16 protein-coding genes are annotated in these 19,654 nt (G+C 61.0%); 6 read left to right on the plus strand and 10 right to left on the minus strand.

Annotated features, from left to right (window positions below; genetic code table 11):
* Positions 1–7 precede the first annotated feature (7 nt).
* Positions 8–487: a VOC family protein gene (locus HP062_RS01690; protein ID WP_010459133.1), complete on the plus strand. Its 480-nt coding sequence runs from the start codon at positions 8–10 to the stop codon at positions 485–487.
* Positions 488–512: 25 nt separating this feature from the next.
* Here HP062_RS01690 and HP062_RS01695 read toward each other — a convergent pair whose 3' ends face one another.
* From HP062_RS01695 to HP062_RS01730, 9 genes are all read right to left on the minus strand, one after another.
* Positions 513–1,376, minus strand: coding sequence for a hypothetical protein (locus HP062_RS01695; RefSeq protein WP_172790681.1), 864 nt, complete (start codon positions 1,374–1,376; stop codon positions 513–515).
* Positions 1,373–1,780, minus strand: a complete 408-nt coding sequence (locus HP062_RS30870; protein ID WP_306163361.1) for a hypothetical protein — start codon at positions 1,778–1,780, stop codon at positions 1,373–1,375. The genes HP062_RS01695 and HP062_RS30870 overlap by 4 nt, the downstream gene beginning before the upstream one ends.
* Positions 1,690–2,346 carry a hypothetical protein gene (locus tag HP062_RS01700; RefSeq protein WP_256666065.1) on the minus strand — a complete coding sequence of 219 codons (657 nt, stop codon included), beginning with the start codon at positions 2,344–2,346 and terminating at the stop codon, positions 1,690–1,692. Before HP062_RS01700 ends, HP062_RS30870 begins: the two co-directional genes overlap by 91 nt.
* Positions 2,343–2,996 (minus strand): alginate O-acetyltransferase AlgF, encoded by a 654-nt coding sequence (locus HP062_RS01705; RefSeq protein ID WP_172790682.1) that lies wholly within the window; start codon positions 2,994–2,996, stop codon positions 2,343–2,345. Before HP062_RS01705 ends, HP062_RS01700 begins: the two co-directional genes overlap by 4 nt.
* Positions 2,997–3,004: 8 nt before the next feature.
* Positions 3,005–5,548, minus strand: coding sequence for a bacteriophage N4 adsorption protein A (locus HP062_RS01710; RefSeq protein ID WP_172790683.1), 2,544 nt, complete (start codon positions 5,546–5,548; stop codon positions 3,005–3,007).
* On the minus strand, positions 5,545–7,659 hold the full coding sequence (locus tag HP062_RS01715) for a glycosyl transferase family protein (RefSeq protein WP_083377094.1): 2,115 nt from the start codon (positions 7,657–7,659) through the stop codon (positions 5,545–5,547). The genes HP062_RS01710 and HP062_RS01715 overlap by 4 nt, the downstream gene beginning before the upstream one ends.
* Before the next feature lie 12 nt (positions 7,660–7,671).
* The gene (locus HP062_RS01720; RefSeq protein WP_172790684.1) at positions 7,672–9,885 is read right to left on the minus strand and encodes a hypothetical protein; all 2,214 of its coding nucleotides are present in this window, start codon (positions 9,883–9,885) and stop codon (positions 7,672–7,674) included.
* 41 nt (positions 9,886–9,926) lie between these two features.
* Positions 9,927–11,165: a non-hydrolyzing UDP-N-acetylglucosamine 2-epimerase gene (wecB, locus tag HP062_RS01725; protein WP_081854013.1), complete on the minus strand. Its 1,239-nt coding sequence runs from the start codon at positions 11,163–11,165 to the stop codon at positions 9,927–9,929.
* Between the two features lie 606 nt (positions 11,166–11,771).
* Entirely contained in the window at positions 11,772–12,659 is an 888-nt protein-coding gene (locus HP062_RS01730; protein WP_102593380.1) for a LysR substrate-binding domain-containing protein, read from the minus strand.
* 134 nt (positions 12,660–12,793) lie between these two features.
* Between HP062_RS01730 and HP062_RS01735 the strand changes: the two genes are divergently transcribed.
* The 4 genes from HP062_RS01735 to HP062_RS01750 are packed head-to-tail and all read left to right on the plus strand — an operon-like array spanning position 12,794 to position 17,000.
* Positions 12,794–13,846: an agmatine/peptidylarginine deiminase gene (locus HP062_RS01735; protein WP_010459143.1), complete on the plus strand. Its 1,053-nt coding sequence runs from the start codon at positions 12,794–12,796 to the stop codon at positions 13,844–13,846.
* A 4-nt stretch (positions 13,847–13,850) separates the two neighbouring features.
* Positions 13,851–14,759: an N-carbamoylputrescine amidase gene (aguB, locus tag HP062_RS01740; protein WP_077750105.1), complete on the plus strand. Its 909-nt coding sequence runs from the start codon at positions 13,851–13,853 to the stop codon at positions 14,757–14,759.
* 1 nt (position 14,760) lies between these two features.
* Positions 14,761–15,858, plus strand: coding sequence for an extracellular solute-binding protein (locus HP062_RS01745; protein ID WP_172790685.1), 1,098 nt, complete (start codon positions 14,761–14,763; stop codon positions 15,856–15,858).
* Positions 15,859–15,881: 23 nt separating this feature from the next.
* Positions 15,882–17,000: an agmatine/peptidylarginine deiminase gene (locus HP062_RS01750; protein WP_172790686.1), complete on the plus strand. Its 1,119-nt coding sequence runs from the start codon at positions 15,882–15,884 to the stop codon at positions 16,998–17,000.
* A gap of 49 nt (positions 17,001–17,049) precedes the next feature.
* Here the strand turns inward: HP062_RS01750 and HP062_RS01755 are convergent, their stop codons facing one another.
* Complete coding sequence (locus HP062_RS01755) at positions 17,050–18,000, minus strand: AraC family transcriptional regulator (RefSeq protein ID WP_172790687.1); 951 nt, start codon at positions 17,998–18,000, stop codon at positions 17,050–17,052.
* 294 nt (positions 18,001–18,294) lie between these two features.
* Here HP062_RS01755 and HP062_RS01760 point away from each other — a divergent pair, with 294 nt between their 5' ends.
* Positions 18,295–19,602: a sugar ABC transporter substrate-binding protein gene (locus HP062_RS01760; protein ID WP_010459149.1), complete on the plus strand. Its 1,308-nt coding sequence runs from the start codon at positions 18,295–18,297 to the stop codon at positions 19,600–19,602.
* Positions 19,603–19,654: the final 52 nt, after the last annotated feature.

Below are 19,654 nucleotides of genomic sequence, written 5' to 3' on the forward strand. Positions count from 1 at the left end.
AACCAGAATGGTCAGCAAAAACACGATTTGCCTCTGGTACGACGGCGCCGCGCTGGAGGCCGCGACGTTCTACGCCAAGACGTTTCCCGACAGCGCGGTGGGCACCATCCTTCGCGCGCCTGGCGACTATCCAGCGGGCAAGCAGGGCGATGTATTGACGGTCGAATTCACGGTGATGGGCATTCCGTGTCTCGGCCTGAACGGGGGCTCGGGGGTCAAGCACAACGAGGCGTTCTCGTTCCAGGTGGCGACTGACGACCAGGCCGAAACCGATCGCTTGTGGAGCGCGATTGTCGGAAACGGCGGCCAGGAAAACGTCTGTGGCTGGTGCCAGGACAAATGGGGATTGTCGTGGCAGATCACGCCCCGCGTCCTGACGGATGCCATCAATAATCCCGATCAAGCAGCGGCCAAGCGCGCGTTCAACGCGATGATGCAGATGGGGAAAATCGATGTCGCGGCGATCGAAGCGGCGGTCAAGGGTTAATCCGACCTGACGCTGATGATCTACGTTATCGCGCCAGTTGCTCCACCAGCTCAGGCGTCACGTAGTGCGGTCCGTCGAACAGGTACAGCGGAAAACCGTCATAGGCCGCCAGTTGCGGTTTGAGTTCGGCGGCGGTGGCGGAGCGAAATCCGCCGCCGAAGTTGGGGCGAAAGGCTTCGACGATGATGCGCACCCGGTCTTTGCCCAGACGCTCGCGCAACGCGTCGGCGTAGGTCCTGGCGACCGGTGCGGTGCGGGCGTAGACACCGACGCCGTCCTGGAAGAACACGCCAATGTCATTCGGCAGCCACTGCTTGAGCCATTCTGCCGTGGCGACAGGGCCGATGTTCGCACCGTCATACACGCTGATCCATAACGGTCGTGGCAGCTTGGCCAGCAGGGCGGGCAGTTCTTTGGCGCGGGTCCAGCTGGGGTCGACTTCGGCGGGGAAATACCAGCCGGTGACGTGCAAGGGCGTCGGCAATTTGGCGATGCGTGCCGAGACTGCCGCCAGTTGCTCGATGTTGTCCCGTGAGCGGTTTTCGCTGAAATAGCCGGCCAGTCCAAGGATGACGTCTTGCGCCCAAGGGGCCTTGGCGATGCGTGCCCAATCGGGCAGAACCGGCACGCTGGGCAGGCCGGAACCGGCAACGAATGCCTGATCGTCGACGACAGTCCATTGCACCAGCAGCTCGCGGGCCCCCAGCTTTTCCCAGTGGCCATTGATGCCGACGGTCTTGTTGTCCGGCTGCCAGACGATGCCGACGATCCCTGGGGTCTGGGCCTTTTTGTCCGTCACGTAGAGCACGCCGGTCCCGGTGCCGAGAATGGCGGCAAACAACAGACCCGCAATGGTCGCGCGACTGGCGGTGTAACCAAGAATGTTCACGGAAGCGCCTTATTGATGCGCTGATGCCATTGGCTCAGCGAGGTGACGCCTTTGGCGTTCCAGTTAGCTGCGGCATCGGGGCCGAGGTGGAACTGGCCCTCGTTGAATTGCCAGACGATCACTTGCGGTTTGTGTTGGGCGAAATCCGCAGACTCCAGGTATTGCAGCAGCGTAGCCCATGGGCCGACATCGCCAGGATTCCAGGTCAGCGCGACGGGACGGTCCAGGGCATTGGAAAGCTTTTGCGTAAAGCCCAGGTAAGGTTGGACAAAGCTGTTGCCGATCACCTGAACCGGTGCCGGTGCGTCATCGATCAGCAAGTCGTTCTGGGCCTGATGGCGAACGGTGTAGATGTCGCGACCAATCGATTTACGTTTGATCGCCGGCAGGAAATTGCTCGCCAGATCGCCGAACGCGCGTCGGTCGAACCACTCGCCCAGCGCCGCGCCACCGCCGGGTTCGCCTGCAGGCGGTAACGCTCGGTAATCAGTTGCGCCGTGGCGTCGGCGGTGTTTTCCGCGCTCCAGGCGGTCCAGTGGTAGTCGGCGCGATAAAACGCGGTCTGTTTGCCGTGTTCAGTGCGTTGCAGGACGGGCTTGATGTTCAGCGTGGTCAGGCCTGCCTGAGTCAGCTCGCTCTGCAAGAGCTCGTAGCGCTGCATCACGGCCGGGCTCAAGGGCTGACTGGCGGGCAGGCGCGAGGCATAAAACGGCGCTTTCATCGGCACTACCAATACGACCAGACTGATGTGTTCCCGCGCAAGGTTCTGCTGGAGTTGTTTCACCAGCGCAATGTTGCGAGTCGTGCCGGGGTTATCGACCTTGCTCAGGCTTTCCCAGGCCGGGAACAGCCAGCCACCTTCGCCGGTAATGACCGCCGAGGCCGCTTCAACGCCGGTGCCCGACAGGCTCAACAAGACACCGGCGATCAGGGCGGAAACCGGCCAGCGAGATTTCCATTGAAGGGTCATGGCGCGGTCTGGTCGACAAGGCCGATCAGGCGTGGAGCCTGCCGGGAGCCGACCAGGAACAGGCTGTAACGATCGCCGGCCTTGAAGGGCGTCAGCTTGAACGGCAGGCTGATGTTCTGCTCGCAATTGGCAACCAGCGTTGCTTGCACCGGGTTAATCGTGCGCTGAGCCTGACCGTTGAACGGGACTTGATTGAACACCGGGGCATGGTTAGCCAGTTTCACCCCGGCCTTCTCGCAACCGCTGGCCAGGTTGTAGAGGTTGAGTTCGGCACGCAAGTCTTTGCCGCGCAGCGGCGGGTCGATGACCAGGCGGGGTGCCCGCGCCGGGTCACTGTCGAGAATCAGCGTGACCCACGCACTTTTCGGTGCACTCAGGCCCTTTATCTCGCGACCGTTGACGGTCACTTGCAGCGGCTGTCGCGAGTCCACGACCTGAAAAGGACTGGCCACCGTCGCCTGGGTCGAAAGGGCGAAACTCGCGCCCTGGCCCACCTGGACCTGCATGGCAGTGTCGGAGGGGTTGACCACCCGCACCCAGGCCGAACCCTCCGGCAGTTTTGGCGCGTACAACTGGGCAATTTCAGGGGCGGCGTTTGCCCCCATCGGGATCAGGCCAAGTCCCAACCACAAACAGAATCGAATCTTCATGCAAGTCCTCAATAGGAATAAGTCAGGCGACCGAAGACACCTTGAGCGCGATCATCGCCCAGCACCTTGACGCGGTACTGCAGGGAGAAGTCGAGATAGGAGCGGGGCGCGTTGTACGCATCTTCGCGGAACCAGTAGCGCACGTTGTTGCCGACACCGATGCCACCGGCCTTGCCGGACGATGAGTCCGATTTGCCATCGGAGTCGGTGCCACTGTTCATCTTCGAGTCGTAATCGAACGCAGCCACCACATGAGGGAACGTCACCCAGCGTGAGCCCGCGCCACCGATGGCATAGCTGCGGCCGACCTGCCATTCGCTGTTGAAATAGTCTCGCGAGTCGTTGACGTAATGTCCGGCTTCAGCGAACAACTGCGAAGTCCACCAACTGGAGGCATCGACCCGCAGATCGGTCCCGACGCTTGCGCCATAGCCCAGACGCAGCAGCCAGTCACCGTCGACGTCCGACGATCCCAAGGGGAATGTGCGCTCGACGGCGGCCATCACGTTCAGTGACGTAAAGGGTTTGACCCGTACACCCACCGCGCCTTGCAGCGCATCGAAACCGGTGTCCGAATCGCTGTTCTTGCTCCACAGCGTGTCGGTGACGCGTCCGTAGAGTTCGACAAAACGTGCATTGCGATAGCCCAACGGGCGCCAGGACAATTCGGTGCTGTTCTGCAGGCTGTCATTGCTGCTATTGCCGCCGCTCGGCGCTGAGCTCAGGCCGCTGCTGGTGCTGTTGCCGCGGTAACTGGTGGTGTTGGTCAGGCCCCAGGTGCGCGACACATCGGCCACGGTGCGACGGGTGTCGAACAGCTGCTGCGGGGACAGGTCCGGTTCACCGGCATTGTTTGCGTCGATGACGCGCTTGAAGTAGCTGACGGCTTGTTCGTCATCATTGACCCGCATCGCGTTATAGGCCGCGTCCTGAGTGGCTGTCGGCGTCAGTCGCGTCTCGGCATCGGCCTTGCGGAACGATGCGTGGGCACCGTCATCGTCGCCGGCCTGGACCGACAAGTAAGCGATCTGCAGGTCGCTCATCGATTCCAGTTCACCCGTGTCCCGCGCTTGTTGCAGCCGTTCGCGCGCGGTTCGGCGCTGGCCGATGGCGCTATACAAACTGGCTTCTTCATAAGCAGGCAGGCTCCCCAGTGCCAAGGCCTGGGTAAAGTCTTCGCGAGCCCCGGCGTCGTCACCCGATTGCTGGCGCAGACGACCGCGTTGGGCCAGCAGTCGGGCGTCATCGCCGCTGAGCTTGAGGCCCTCGCTGGCCGCCGCGATGGCTTCGGGCACTCGTTTCTGATCACTCAAGGCGCTGACGAGCAACCGTCGATACGCTGGATTCTGCGGCGCACGGGCAATGGCTTCGTTGGCCAGGACGACGGCCGAGGCGGGGTCCTTGCTGGCGAGTGCGGCGTAAGCCTGACCGGCCTTGTCGGTTCCGCCGTCGCGCTGGTTGCCCGGCCAGATATCGCAGACCAGGCCAAAAGCGGTTTCCTGACAGTTCAGGGCCGGGGCCGGAAACTGGGCGACAGCGTTTAACCCGTTGTTTTTTTGCCTGAGGGCCATCCGGGCGGCAGTGCGTCGACGGGCCACTTCGCCGCCTTCGTCATCGATCAAAGGTTGTAGCTGATCGAGCGCCCGCTGAGGCTCGCCATGGGCTAGCGCAGCGTCGGCGGCGAAGAAGCGAATGTCGCGGGTTTCGGTTTCCAGCAGGCCATCGATGGCCAAGGCGTGATTCAGGTCAGCCTCGGCTGCCGCTGTTTTACCCTGACGATCAAGGGCGTAGCTGCGCAGGATCCACGGCGCGATTTCGCCATCGTCCTGAGCCAGTGCGCCAGACGCGGCCAGCTCGGCCCCTCGGTAATCCTTGTCTGCGAGCAGGGCGCTGATCAGCAGTTGCTGATTGGCGCCGATTTCCGGTGCCCAGGCGACGGCTTTCCGGGCCTGATCCACGGCCAACGGCACCTGGCCTTGCTCCAGGGCGCGATAACTTTCGACGGCCAGCGGTGCGGCCAATTGCCGACGAATCGCTTCGCGGCGCATCAGCAACGTATCGTCGTCCGGGAACACGGCCAATGCCTGAGTGGTGGCCTGATCCGCTTCTTGAAGATGTTGTTGACGCTGCAACGACTCGATCAGCAGCAGTCGATAATCCATGCGTTTGGGCGCCTGGGCGATGGCTTTGCGTGACGCCTGTGCCGCCGCGCCGAAATCATCGCGATCATAGGCCTTGAAGGCCTGGGCGGCGGCGCCGAAGCCTGGAGCCTGACGTGACTGTGGGTAGCGCTTGGGATGATCACGCAGATCCTTGTCCCGTTGAGCCAGCACGATCAGCCTGTTCAAACGGGTGATGTCGGCGCGCTGACGCAACGCTTCGCGGGCCTTGGCGATGGCCAGGTCGTAGTCTTTGCGCTCGTAGGCGCTGTAGGCCTCGTTGGCAGTGACGTAGGCTGGACCGGTCAACGGTAATGGCAGTGTTTCGGCATGAGCCAGCGCAGGTATCAGGCTCAGCCCCGTGGCCATGAGGGTCAGCAAGGGGCGATTCATGCCGGAAGCTCCGCAGGGTAGTGGCTGTGCTGACGTGCCACGGCCTTTTCGATGGTGGCGCGGGGCAGCACGCCGCTGTCGACCAGATAGTCGCCGATGCGTCCGTGACGCTGCGGGCGGTACTGCAACATGGTGCGGTTGAACACGTCGCGATCCAGCAGGCCCATTTCGATCAACAGGTCACCCAACAGTGGCGCGCGGGCATCTGGTACCGACTGGCCTTCGCGCACATTCATCAGGCGCAACTGCGCAACGATTTCGCTTTCACGGGCAATCAGCTGCACCGGCTCGCTGCCCAGTACCTCGCTGACTTGTTGCAGACCTTCGGCCGGCAACGGACTGGCCACGGCCAATTGCACTCGGCCGTCGGCGTTCAAGCCCACCGGCACCACCCGCCAGCGCAGGGCGAATTCATCGTCCAGGGTCAGGGTTGACGCTTGCGCCTTGTGGGCCACATCGAACACCCGCGGCAGGTCATTCTGGAAGGCGATGGCTTCGGCCAGCGTCTCGTCGTCCAGCCAGCCATTGCTGAGCAAGATCCGCCCCAAGGGCATGTGCCGGGTTTTCTGTTCGGCGAGGGCGCTTTGCAGGTCGGTTTCGTTGATCGCCTGCCAGGACAGCAACACGCTGCCCAGCTTGCGCGGGGCGGCGGCGACCAGGTCGGTGGACGGGAAGTCGTGCATGGTCTTGTCCCACACCAGTTTGCGGTTCATGACCTTGCCGACCAGGAACATGCGCCAGGCCCGTGACGCGGCCATGAAGTTGACGAAGTTGCCCACCACCATGCGCGGGATCGACAGCAAACCGTGCTGCCAGCCGTACAGCACGGTGGTGAAATAACAGCGATGCGCGATGCGCCAGGCCAGCGCAACACCGTTGGCCAGCAGCAAGTATTTGATGAAGCCGTTGGTTTCGAACGGCGTGGGGAAACTCACGTCCCACAGGCCGCTCTGGCGCAGGATGATCAGGCCCAACAGCTGCACCAGAATCACGTAGGCGATGATGCTGACAAACGCCGTCACCACGCCTTTGCGGTCACGGAACAACAGATATCGATTGGCCAGCGAACCGTTCCAGCCCATTTGCTCCCAGCCTTGCAGGCCGATTCCCAGTGTCCAGCGGGCCTTCTGCCGGAACGCGGTGCGGAAGGTGTCGGGAAAGAACTCGCGCACGCACAACGGCATCTTCAGCGTCGATTCGTAAGGCTTGCGAAACCAGGATTTGCGCAGCACACGAAACTGCACCGGGAAGCGCACGAAGATCGCGTTCATGCCGACCTTGGCCAGGCGTGCGCCGACGTCGTAGTCCTCGGTGAGGCTGTCAGTGTTGAACGGCTGGTTCTGGGTTTCCCCGGCCAGCACACGCAGGGCCCGATGGGAAAAACAGGTGCCGACGCCGGCAGACGGCACCGTGTCGGTCATGCTTTCACGCACCACCAGGTCCTTGCCGTGCCATTCGGCGAACTCGTCCATGTAGGTGCCGGCCACCCATTCGTACCAGTTGCGTTCCAGCGAAACCACGGGCAACTGGATCATGTCCTTGCGCGGCAGCAAGTAGTTGAACAGGCGCAATTCCATCGGGTGCAGCACGTCTTCGCTGTCGTGCAACACGACGCCGGCGAAGGTCATGCCGTGGGTTTTCTCATGCAGGAAGATCGCCTGGATCACCCAGTTCAGGCAGTCGGCCTTGCAGGTCGGCCCGGCATGCGGGACTTCCACGCGGTGCAACTGCTTGTAGCGCCGACGCATGCGCTCCACTTCGTCAATGGTGCGCTGATCGTTGATGTAGGTGCCGACGAAAACCACATAGTTCTGGTAATCGAGGGTCGACACCATGTTTTCGATCATCGGCGCGATGACGTCATATTCCAGCCAGGCCGGGACCATGATTGCCAGCGGCTGTTCGTCCCGGGCCATCAACTGCTCGGCGGTCAGCGGTCGGTATTTGCGGTCCGCGGTGAACTTGCGAAACAGGCGGCGCGACCAGTACCACAGGTCAATGAACAGGTCGTCCAGGCTGGAAATCAGGATCAGCACCGCGACCACGATGGTCGAGATCTCCAGAAAGCTGTAGTAGTGAGCCAGCCAATAGGGCCAATAAAGCGACGTCATCGAAGGGTTCCGTTACTGGCGATTGCGACGGGCATTACGGCCAGCCAGCAACAGGATGAGAACCAACAGGATGCCACCCGGAATCAGCCACAACAGCGACGGTGTCCGCCAGGCGTCGAGGCCCTTGGGTTCTTCGTTGTCGATCAATTGGCTGCCGCTTGGATCCTGAGTGTCGAAGGTGGTCAGGGCACCGTTGTCACCCAGGATGGCCACATCGCCGCGGGTCAGCAGAATCTGTTTGGCGAAGCGTGGCGAGTCATTGCCCAATGCGCGATAGACCATACCGCGCTGGCCGCCGGCATCGACCACTTGCAACGAGGCAAGGTGATTGAGCGGATGCACGTCAAGCAACACTTGATCCTTGTGATTGATGCGCAGACGCCCCTGCTCATCGACCTGCACGGACTCCTTGCTGTCTTTGATCGGCAGCTCGAAGGCGAGGAAGGCCTTGTCCAGCGTGACCGAGGCTTTCGGATCTGTGATGACCTTCAATTGTGAACGCAGCGGCGAGACCCCGGCGGCATCGGCGACTGAAATCACTTGCGGCAAGCTGCTCGCCGGATGATCGAGGTAGGCCTGAGGCACCAGGAGTTGGGTGTCCACGGCAAAGCGCGCGGCCATGCCGGAGAAGTCATCACCCAGCGCGGTTTTTTCCAGCACGATGTGGCTGGTCGGCAGCACGGAAACCGGGAAGGCTTGCGGCGTTTCCAGGCAACGATCACTCACGGGCTGGCGCTGGAACGACACGCGTAGCACGTTGGTCGCGCCCACGGCGTAACGCGGGATGCGCGCTTCGATGCGTTGTTTTTCACCGTTGGCCACCAGCTGCTGCGCGCCAATCAGGTAGTCATTGAGAAACAGCGAGGCCACCGGCGCAGTGTCTGATGCGCCGGGCGCGGCAGACACGTCGACCACAGCCTTCACCGGCAAGCGACCGTCGTAAGCCACGCTGCCCAGAGGGAATGACGTGCTCCAGTCAGACTTGGCCAGCACGTCGATGGCGCCGGGATTGCCGCCCAGGCGAGACAGGGCGACACGGCCGTCGCTGCTCAAGGGCAGCTGCGCTTCGCTGACGGTCAATTGGCGACTGCGTGCCAGTTTGTTCCAGGCGCTACTGAACAAGGCCAGCGCCTTGTCGGTGGCATGCGGCGCAATCATCAGAACAGGGCGCGTGCCCACCAGGGCCAGGCGCACATTGTCAGTGCCATCGGCGGCAAGGCCGGCATTGATATGCGTCTCACGCCATTGCGTGAACGCGTTGGCCGCCGTGGCATCGAAGCCCTGGATCTGGCTCTGCAGCGCGTCGAGGGACGCATTAATCGCTGTGAGCAGTTGCGGGTCGTTGACCGCCAGATCCGCCTGGACGTTCGGCGTCTGGCCCAATACCAGCAACGCGCCGATCTCCGCCGGGTTTGCCAACGTGTGCGGACCTTTGCCGTTGAGGCTGGCGAACGCTGGAATACCTTGCAGTTCGGCCGGAATGCGCAGGCCGCTCAGGTCGACGCTGTCTTGTACGGCAGGGAAGGGCAGGATTTGACTGCGCTTGCCAATCCGCTCCAGTGCCACGCCCAGACGCCATGCCGAATCGTAGCTTTCAGCGGATAAGGTGCCGGGCGCGACCATGATCCCCGGTTTGCCAGGCAAGGCCGTCCACGCAGCGCCGACGTCGCGCAACTGGCTGGCGTCATAGCTGTAAGTCAGGCGGGTGTCGGGTTCGATACGCAGAACATTGCCGATGGCGCGTTCGTCTTCGCACAGCACACGGGACACGATCGACGACCAGGCGATGCCCAGGCGCAGCGAGCCGCTGTCCCGCGCTTTTTTGTCCACGCCCAGCGTGACGCTGGCGTCACCCTGGGTTTCGCTCAGCCCTTCGGCACGCACCGGATAACCGTCCAGCGACAGCAGCAGCGTGTTGCGGCCGCCTTCGCCATTGAGGTAACTGGCGTCGAAATTCAACGTCGCATCCGTCAGCGGAACACCTGCCGGCACCGGCAGATACAGTTCGCGGCGGGCATCGGTGGAGCCGAGGATGATCGGTGCATCGATCCCCAGATCGCTCAAGCGCACCTCACGCTCTTGTCGGGTGTCGGCGTTGAGCCGGTTGATCGCCTGGGTGAGCGGACTGTCCGCGGCCAAGGCAAAGGTCGGCATGAGCGCGAGCAGGCTCACACCACAGGCAAGGGCGCTGAGGGCACCCGTATGGATGGCAACGGAAGACTTCATTCAGGTAGATCTCGAGCTGATAAGGGGAGAAACGGTTTGGTTTATCGAGAGGTAAAAGCGGGGTAATGCTTCTCGGGCGCAGGCTGTGCAGACGGGTATTGCAGGAACTTGGGCAAGGACTGGCCGGCCACGATGAAATCGTCCACCGGACGGCCCATCAGGGCATCGACGATGCGCGCACTGGCCTTGCCGTCGCCGTAAGGGTTGGCCGCCTGGGAGCAGCGGCGCCACAACAGGTCGTCATCGAACAGCGCGTTAACGCCAGCGATGATCGAGCCCGGCGAGGTACCGACCAGGCGCACAGTGCCCGCCGCCACAGCTTCCGGGCGTTCGGTCACATCACGCATGACCAGCACCGGTTTGCCCAGGGACGGTGCTTCTTCCTGCACGCCACCGGAATCGGTGAGGATCACATGGGCCCGTTGCATCAGGCGCACGAAGGCCAGGTAGTCCAGCGGCTGGATCAGGTGCACGTTGGGCAGACCGCCCAGATGCTCGGTGACCGGGCCCATGACATTGGGGTTCAAGTGCACCGGGTAAACGATCTGGATATCCGAACGCCGAGCCAGATGACTCAGGGCCTTGCAGATATCCAGGAAGCCTTCACCGAAATTTTCCCGACGATGCCCGGTCACCAACAGGACCTTGCGGCCGGTCTGCAGGAACGAAAACTGCCGGTCCAGGCTTGCGCGCAGGTCGGCATCCTGTTCAATGCGCCGTGCGGTCATCTGCAGCGCGTCGATCACCGTATTGCCGGTGACGAAGGTGCGACCCTGTAGGCGTTCGTCGAGCAGGTTCTGGCGCGACTCGTGGGTGGGCGCAAACAGCATGTCCGCCCCCAGGTCGATGCAGCGACGGTTCATTTCTTCCGGCCACGGGCTGTAGATATCACCGGTTCGCAGCCCGGCTTCCACATGGCCGACCGGGATCCGTCGATGGAACGCCGCCATCGCGGCCACCATGGCCGAGGTCGTGTCGCCGTGCACCAGCACCCGGTCCGGGCAGGTCATTTCCAGCACCGGGTCGATCGCCCCGTAAAGCGCCGCCGTCAGGGAGTTGAGCGTTTGCTGCGGGGTCATGACATCGAGGGTGTAATCGGCCTTGAGGTCGAACAGGTCCAACACCTGTTTGAGCATGCTTTGGTGTTGGCCGGTGATGCATATCTGCGAATCAATGCCGGGTTCCGCAGCGAGGGCTTTGACTAACGGCGCCATCTTGATGGCTTCTGGACGGGTACCGAAGATCGAAAGGATTTTAATCCTTGAATGATGACGAGCGATGATGCCTTCCTCGCGCAGTTTCAGTGCGCAGCACAATGCAGGCCCAAGTTTTATTGAACTTGAGCAAGCCGGTGTTATTTGAATTTGATTAATGCCGGGGATCAGCGTTGATGCTGATATTCACTTCGTGTGAGGGGGAAAGCGCCTGTAAGCCCGGAAGCGGCGGAATTATTAGCATTGAAGAGAGATGTTTTAAAGCGTTACATGGGATTTATTATTTATTAAATGAGTTTGAAACTTTTATAACTGATCCCTGTCTTTTTTTGGTTTTGTGTTTTTCTGAAGGGGTTTTGTTTTAGTTGGTAATAGAATATTAACTTATTGTTTTTAAAGGGTTTTAATATTTAAAGTCCATTCGTCGGTGTGTTTGAATTTTTGAATGATTGTTGCAGTCTCGGTCGGCGGCATTAGCGAGTGGTTTTTGTGAAATACAAGTCACTTAAATGGCGCCTGAATAATGTCATGGCGCACTGGAAGTTCTTTTGAACTAATTAAGTTTTTTGTAAGCGACTTCTCTCAATAGCACTAGGCTGAGTGTTCTGTTGTTCAATATGAACTTCATCAACGGACTTGGCTGAGGATACTGGCCATTAGCCGAGTCCCCTTTCATATTGCAAGTGCGGGAGACGTCTGGCTCGTTGCGTCCAGGTTACTTAACAGCCACTCGACGAAGCTTCGCGCCAGCGGATTGTTCTCGCTGTCACGATGGGTCAGCAAGGCCCAGTTCGGGCCGCGAATGGTGTCTTCCACCAAGGGCTGCAACAGTCCGCTGTCACGTGCCGGCCGACTCAGCAACTGACTGACCAGGGCGATGCCGAGCCCCGCGCAGGCGGCGTCCAGCAGCAGGCCGGGGTCGGAGAAATTCAGCCCCTGATCCTTCTGCCCGACATCAATCCCGGCCTCCACCGCCCAATGACTCCAGTCCATCTCCCGCTCTCCGTGAAGGGTGGTGCGCTGCTCGACGGGCACCGTCAACACGTCTGGATGACACGCCGGGTACAGGCGGTCGGCGTGCAACACCTTGAAGCTGCACTCGGCCTGGGAACTGATGTCGTCACGCACCGCGAGGTCGATGGTCTGGGTGGTCATGTCCGGGACTTCATCGGTGCTGAAAATCCACAGGTCGACCTCCGGGTGCTGACGACGAAAATCCCCCAGACGCGGCAGCAACCAATGACGGGCGAATGTCGGCGTGGTGTTGAGCACCAGTTGGTTGGGTTTCTGGTATTGCCCGAGGCGACGAATGCCGACCGCCAGTTGCTGCAATAACGCCTGGGTGGTGCTGAGCAGATCGTGGCCGGCATCGGTCAGGCTGACGCTGCGTCCACTGCGAAAAAACAACGGCTGCTCAAGGTACGCCTCAAGCGTGCGGATCTGCTGGCTGATGGCCGACTGGGTCAGGTGCAACTCGTCGGCCGCCTTGTGAAAACTGCCCAGGCGGGCGGCGGCTTCAAAGCCGCGAAGGGTGTTGAGCGGGGGCCAGTGCTTGAGCATATCGATAAGTTCCTCTAATCACTTTTCTACAAAATCCATCGTTTGTTGGCCTTGTTTTACGACCGTAGCATGCATGCCAAGACCGCGAAGGCAGTTTTCATTGAACACAATGACTTAACTCAAGGGTGCTTGTCATGCAGCAGAACGAACTTCAGAACAGTGGCTGGTGGATGCCGGCAGAGTGGGTGAAGCACGCCGCGACCTGGATGGTCTGGCCACACAACCAGGCGCTTTGGGAGTCGGGCTGGGGCGTCACCTTGCCGTTGGTGCAGGAGGATTTCGCACGGGTGGCGAACGCCATCGCCCGGTTCGAACCGGTGAAAATGGTCGTCGACCCTTCGGCTATCGCAAGTGCCAAAGCGCTGTGTGGACCCAACATCGAACTGATCCCGTTGGCGGTCAACGACAGTTGGTGCCGCGACTCCGGCCCGAGCTTCGTCTGCCATCCGCAACACGGTCTGGGCGGGGTGAGCTGGCGCTTCAATGCCTGGGGCGGCAAGTCGCTGCATAACCTCGACGAAAGCCTGGCGCGCCGCGCACTCAATCGCCTCGGCGTGCCGTGCTTTGGCACCCCGCTGAGCAACGAAGGCGGTGCGATTCATGTCGACGGCGAGGGCACGCTGATCACCACCGAATCGGTGTTGCTCAACCCCAATCGCAACCCGGGCATGACCAAGGCCGAGATCGAGGAAATCTTCACGCAGTTATTGGGCGTGAAGAAAACCATCTGGCTGCCGGGTGACCCGGACTACGTGACGGGCGACATGACTGACGGCCACGTCGATGGCGTCTGCGCCTTCGCCCGCCCCGGCGTGTTGCTGGTGGATGCCACCCACGACAAAGATTCGGTGTACGCCGAGATTGCACGGGAAAACCGTCGCGCACTGGAGCTGGCTACCGATGCCCACGGGCGCACGTTCGAGCTGATCGAACTCTATGAAGCCACCGATGCCGTGGACACCGAAGCCGAAGTGTTCTGTGCCTCGTACACCAACTTCTACATCGCCAACCACGCGATCATCATGCCGGCCTATGGCATCGACGCCGACCACGCGGCGGCCGAAGTGTTGGCCCGGGCGTTCCCGGGGCGCGAGGTGGTGCCGGTGCGGATCAATCACCTGGCCCATGGCGGCGGCGGGGTGCATTGCATCACCCAGCAGCAGCCGGCCTGGCCCGTGCAGGAGTGATGCCATGACCCTGTTGACGATTGCTACCACCCAGATGCCGTGCACCTGGGACTTGCCGAACAATCTCGATCAGGCCGAGCGACTGATCCGTGAGGCGGCCGCGAAGGGCGCCCAGGTCATCCTGTTACAGGAGCTGTTCGCTACGCCGTATTTCTGCATCGAGCAAAGCCATAAACATTTGGCGTTGGCCGAAGAGTATCGATACAGCGGCGTACTCAAACGCTTTGCTGCGCTGGCCAAGGAGTTGGGGGTGGTGTTGCCGCTGAGCTGGTTCGAGAAGGCTGGCAATGCCTACTTCAATTCCCTGAGCGTGGCCGACGCCGACGGGCGCTTGCTGGGGGTGTATCGCAAGACCCACATCCCCAACGCCATCGGTTACCAGGAGAAGGAATACTTCAGCCCCGGCGACACCGGTTTCCGTGTCTGGGACACGGCGTTCGGGCGCCTCGGTGTCGGGATCTGCTGGGATCAGTGGTTCCCCGAGACCGCCCGCTGCCTGGCGTTGATGGGCGCCGAAGTCTTGCTGTTTCCCACCGCCATCGGCTCTGAGCCGGGGTGTGCAGCGCTGGATTCCCGTGACCACTGGCAGATGACCATGCGTGGCCATGCCGCTGCAAACATCCTGCCGGTGGTGGCGGCCAATCGCGTCGGTCGTGAGGTGGCGACCACCGATGCGGCCTTGCAAATGAGCTTCTACGGCTCGTCGTTTATCTGCAACCACAAGGGCAAGTTGCTCGCCGAGGCCGATCGCGACAGCAGCGGCGTGCTGGTCCACAGCCTGGACTTGCACGCCATGCGCGAAGAACGCCTGAGCTGGGGCATCTACCGCGACCGTCGCCCGGACATGTACGGGGCGTTGCTGAGTCAGGACGGTCGTCACCTTCATGCACGCTGGAACACTCAAGGAGTTTGATATGCGCATTCCCCGCAAGCTGTTGCTCGGCGCCTTGGGATGGGCAATCGCCTCGTCGCCGCTGCACGCCGAAGAGAAGACCCTGCGGCTCTACAACTGGGCCGATTACTTCGCCGAAGACACCCTCGCCAGATTCACTGCCGAAACCGGGATCAAGGTGATCTACGACGTCATGGACGGCAGCGAAACCCTGGAGGCCAAGATGCTCGCCGGCGGCAGTGGTTATGACCTGATCTTCCCCGGCGACACCGTCGCCGAACGCTTGATGCGCGCCGGCAGCCTGCTGCCGCTGGATCGCTCAAAACTCACCGCTGTGGACGACATCGAACCCGGTTTGCAGAAGCTGCGCAGGCAGTACGAAACGTCGAGCCAGGCCACCGTCCCCTACACCTGGGGCACCATCGGCCTGACCTACAATGACGAACAGGTCAAACAGCGTTCACCCAACGCCCCGGTCAACAGCCTGGACATGTTGTTCAAACCGGAACTGGCGGCGAAATTTGCCGATTGCGGCATCTCGATAATCGACTCGCCGGACGAAGTGCTGGCGGTGGTGCTCAACTACCTCGGGCGTGAACCGCGCAGCGCCAAGCCTGAAGACCTGGCCGCAGCGAGTGAGTTGCTGATGAAGCTGCGACCGCACATTCGCAAGTTTCAGTCGCAACCCGTGACCGATCTGGTCAACGGCAACCTGTGCCTGTCCCTCGGTTACAGCGGTGACATGACCCAGGCACAACGCACCTCGGACAGCGCCGGCAAGCACACCCGATTCGAGTACCGCATTCCCCGCGAAGGCACGACCGTGTGGATGGACACCATGGCCATTCCGGTCGACGCCAAACACCCGGAGTACGCCTACGCGTTCATCAACTTCGTCATGCGCCCGCAGAACATGGCGGCCATCAGCAATTTCACCGGCTACCCGACATCCAACGCCAAGGCCCGCCCGGACGTCGATGCGACGATGCGCAACAACCCGGATATTTACCTCGATGAGGCCACCTATGCGCGGCTGATTCCGGGCAAGGACATTCCCCAATCCGACATGCGGGCGCGGATGCGCACCTGGACCAAATTCAAGACGGCGACAGCGAAATGAGTGCTTCAGACAAGGATCAACACATGCCGACACGTCGGGATTTCATCAAGCAGGTGTCGGTGATTGCCGGTCTCGGCGCCGCAGCTTCCCTCGGCTTCAGCTTTGCGCCCGTGCACGCAGCGACGCAAGGTCGTTGGCGCATGCCGGACGAGGGCGACCTACACGAACGGGCCTTCATCGCGTTCGGCGCACAGAGCGCCATCTGGGAGGATTTCACGCCCGAAGTGCAAGCGACCATGGGCCTGATCGCCCGCACCATCGCCCGTTATGAGCCGGTCACCGTGTTCTGCCGCCAGGGCGAGCGGCGTCTGGCCGAACGACAGTGCGGCACGGCCAATATCACCTACGTCACCACTGAGCTTGACGACATCTGGATGCGCGATATCAGCGCCAATTTTGTCATCGATGGCGAAGGCGGACTCGGCGCCGTTGATTTCAACTTCAACGGCTGGGGCAACAAACAGCAGCATGACGAGGATGCGCAAGTGGCCGCTTTGGTGGCCGAGACTACGCAGGCACGTTATCTGCGCAGCGAACTGGTGGGCGAGGGCGGCGGTATCGAAGTGGATGGCCACGGCACGGGGATCATGACCGAAAGCAGCTGGATCAACCGCAACCGCAACCCCGACTGGACCAAAGCCGAGGTCGAGCAGGAACTGAAAGACCGTTTGGGGTTGCGCAAAATAATCTGGTTGCCGGGCATCAAGGGCAAGGACATCACCGACGCTCACGTTGATTTCTACGCGCGGTTCGTCAAGCCGGGCGTGGTGGTCGCCAACCTCGACAACGACCCCGATTCATACGACCGGAACGTGACATTGGCGCACCTGGATATCCTCAAAAACGCCACCGATGCGGATGGCCGCAAGCTGCAGGTGCATACCTTGTCGCCACCGCTCAATCCGCGCAAAAGTCAGTTCACCCGCAACAACCCGGACTTTGCTGCCGGATACATCAACTACTTTCTGGTGAATGGCGCGGTCATTGCGCCCGAGTTTGGTGACAAAGCGGCGGATACGAAGGCCTTTGAACTGTTGTCGCAGCTGTACCCGGACCGGGAGGTGGTACAGCTCAATATCGACGCCGTCGCGGCGGGTGGCGGAGGGATTCACTGTGTGACCAGTCATCAGCCGGCGGTTTGAGCGCAATGGAAGCGAGTCCAGGCTGAACCGCCTGGCCCGCATCGCTCATTCAATGGGCTTTGGTGAACGGCAGGGAGGCGTGGGGACCGTTGCGATTGAACTGGGTCATCGCCGAACCGCGACGGTATTCACTCGGGGTCTGGTCCATTTCGATACGGAAGTGCCGATTGAAGTTGGACAGGTTTTCATAGCCCACTTCAAAACAGATGCCCGCCACTGACATCTCGGTTTGCAACAGTAGCCGGCAGGCACGCTGAACCCTGAGCTTGCGCATCAGGTCGATGAAACCGTGGCCGGTGACTCGCTTGAAGAAGCGCGAAAAACCGGGCTCGCTCATGTTCAGGCGCTGGGCAATCACCGATAGGCGAATGTCGCCTGTGAGCTCGGTCAACAAGTAGTCAAAGGCCTTGTGGATGCGCTCGGAGCTTTGGGCATCCAGGGTTGGCGCGTAGTAAGCGCTGGCGAGCACATGGACGTCTTGGGAAGGCGCTTTCATCAGTGCATTGATCAGTTGCAGAAACAGAATCAGGCGTTCGAGCCCCTGAGCGGGGCCAATGTCTTCCAGCAGATGTGCGGCCTGCACAGCCGTTGCGCCGCAGAACTCCAGGCCCCGGCGTGCACGTTCAAACAGGTGCTGAAGCTCGCCCAGTTCGGGCATCGTTTCACGCAAGGCCAGAATCGCGGCACCGTCGAATTGCAGAACCACATCGCGTCCTGCCAGGAACTCGCCGGGTGCCAGATCGCCTATCCAGTCATGGGGCAGATCAGGGCCGATCAGCGCCACATGTCCGGCACCGAATGCGCCGATGTAATCGCCCGCAACCAGCTTGCCGCTGCCTTGGCGGATCAGATGGATTTCGAATTCCGGGTGGTGATTCCAGCGAGCCAGGGAGTAGGGGTAGTCGTGTTCATACCAGCGAAAACAATGATCGGGCTCGGGAAGAATGACCTCCAGTTCGGCGGGGCGCTGTTCAAACAGCGCGGCTCGGCTATCAGGCATGGCAGGTCTCTTTCTTTGTTATTTGTTGTTCGTATGCAGGCAACATACGCCTTCCTGCCTGGCGCTTGCTAGCTCGGGGATTGCTTGGCACTGATACTTTTTTGATCGCCAGGCTGTGTCCCGGGGACGGTAAAAAAAGTATCGGGTTGCCGTCCTCTGTGCGTTTGTCCGGGGTTTTCCAAGCTGGTGTAATCAAGCCGTCCACCATGGCTGCGCAGCTGTATTTGCCCGGCAATGGTTAACAACAAAAATAATAGCTTCCGTCGTCCAGGGCGCGAAGCGGAGAGCACTACGATGACCATCCCGAAAGCACTGTACATTTTTGCCGGCCTGTCTTTTGCCCTCGTCAGTCATGCAGCCGAAACGGTCACCATCGCCACTGTGAACAATGGCGATATGATCCGGATGCAGCGGCTCTCCAAGATCTTTGAACAGCAGCACCCCGACGTGAAGCTCAACTGGGTGGTGCTGGAAGAAAACGTCCTGCGTCAGCGCCTGACCACCGATATCGCGACTCAGGGCGGGCAGTTCGACGTGCTGACAATTGGTACTTATGAAACACCGCTGTGGGGTGCCAAGCATTGGCTTGAGCCGATCACGGCACTGCCGCCGGCCTACGATCTGCAAGACATCTTCCCCTCGGTACGCCAGGGCTTGTCGGTCGACAACACGCTCTATGCCTTGCCTTTCTATGGTGAAAGCACGATCACTTATTACCGCACCGACCTGTTCAAGGGCGCCGGGTTGACCATGCCGGAGCATCCGACCTGGACGCAGCTCGGCGAGTTCGCCTCCAGGCTGCACGAACCCGATAAAGGACAGTACGGCATGTGCCTGCGGGGCAAGGCAGGGTGGGGTGAGAACATTGCGTTGTTGAGCACCATGGCCAATGCCTTTGGCGCCCGCTGGTTCGATGAACAGTGGCACCCGGAGCTGGCCAGCCCGGAGTGGACCGCCGCGGCGCACTTCTACGTCGACACCCTGAAAAAGTATGGGCCACCCGGTGTGTCGAGCAATGGCTTCAACGAGAGCCTCGCACTGTTCAACAGCGGCAAGTGCGCGATCTGGGTGGATGCCAGCGTGGCGGGATCTTTCACGACGGACAAGGAACAGAGCAACGTCGTCGACCGCGTTGGCTTTGCCCCGGCACCGACGCAGGTCACCGACAAGGGTTCGTCGTGGCTGTATGCGTGGTCGCTGGCGATACCGGCCACCTCCAAGCATAAAGAGACAGCCAAGGCGTTCATCACGTGGGCCACGTCGAAAGAATACATTCAGCTGGTCGCTGAAAAAGACGGCATCGCCAATGTTCCGCCAGGCACGCGTCAATCCACGTACAACGAGGCCTATCTGCAAGCGGCGCCTTTCGCGCAAGTGACCTTGCAGATGATGCAGCACGCTGACCCTGCACACCCCTCGATCAAGCCGGTTCCTTACGTCGGCATCCAGTACGTCACGATTCCTGAGTTCCAGGCGATAGGCACCTCCGTGGGGAAACTGTTTTCCGCTGCGCTGACGGGGCAAATGTCTGTCGATCAGGCACTCGCTGCCGCACAGACCTCCACCGAACGTGAAATGAAACGCGCCGGTTATCCCAAGTAGCCAACGGTGCATCGGGGCCACTGTCCTGGTTTATCTGGACACCGAGTGGCCT

It is taken from the genome of Pseudomonas sp. B14-6 (genome assembly GCF_013260315.1).
Classification (GTDB): Bacteria; Pseudomonadota; Gammaproteobacteria; order Pseudomonadales; family Pseudomonadaceae; genus Aquipseudomonas; species Aquipseudomonas mandelii.

Bases quoted from the DNA above. Each gene is read 5' to 3' on its own strand.
- HP062_RS01690 (WP_010459133.1), top strand. From the start codon at position 8: ATGGTCAGCAAAAACACGATTTGCCTCTGGTACGACGGCGCCGCGCTG.
- HP062_RS01700 (WP_256666065.1), bottom strand. From the start codon at position 2,346: ATGACCCTTCAATGGAAATCTCGCTGGCCGGTTTCCGCCCTGATCGCC.
- HP062_RS01705 (WP_172790682.1), bottom strand. From the start codon at position 2,996: ATGAAGATTCGATTCTGTTTGTGGTTGGGACTTGGCCTGATCCCGATG.
- HP062_RS01710 (WP_172790683.1), bottom strand. From the start codon at position 5,548: ATGAATCGCCCCTTGCTGACCCTCATGGCCACGGGGCTGAGCCTGATA.
- HP062_RS01715 (WP_083377094.1), bottom strand. From the start codon at position 7,659: ATGACGTCGCTTTATTGGCCCTATTGGCTGGCTCACTACTACAGCTTT.
- HP062_RS01720 (WP_172790684.1), bottom strand. From the start codon at position 9,885: ATGAAGTCTTCCGTTGCCATCCATACGGGTGCCCTCAGCGCCCTTGCC.
- HP062_RS01730 (WP_102593380.1), bottom strand. From the start codon at position 12,659: ATGCTCAAGCACTGGCCCCCGCTCAACACCCTTCGCGGCTTTGAAGCC.
- HP062_RS01735 (WP_010459143.1), top strand. From the start codon at position 12,794: ATGCAGCAGAACGAACTTCAGAACAGTGGCTGGTGGATGCCGGCAGAG.
- aguB (WP_077750105.1), top strand. From the start codon at position 13,851: ATGACCCTGTTGACGATTGCTACCACCCAGATGCCGTGCACCTGGGAC.
- HP062_RS01745 (WP_172790685.1), top strand. From the start codon at position 14,761: ATGCGCATTCCCCGCAAGCTGTTGCTCGGCGCCTTGGGATGGGCAATC.
- HP062_RS01750 (WP_172790686.1), top strand. From the start codon at position 15,882: ATGCCGACACGTCGGGATTTCATCAAGCAGGTGTCGGTGATTGCCGGT.
- HP062_RS01755 (WP_172790687.1), bottom strand. From the start codon at position 18,000: ATGCCTGATAGCCGAGCCGCGCTGTTTGAACAGCGCCCCGCCGAACTG.
- HP062_RS01760 (WP_010459149.1), top strand. From the start codon at position 18,295: ATGACCATCCCGAAAGCACTGTACATTTTTGCCGGCCTGTCTTTTGCC.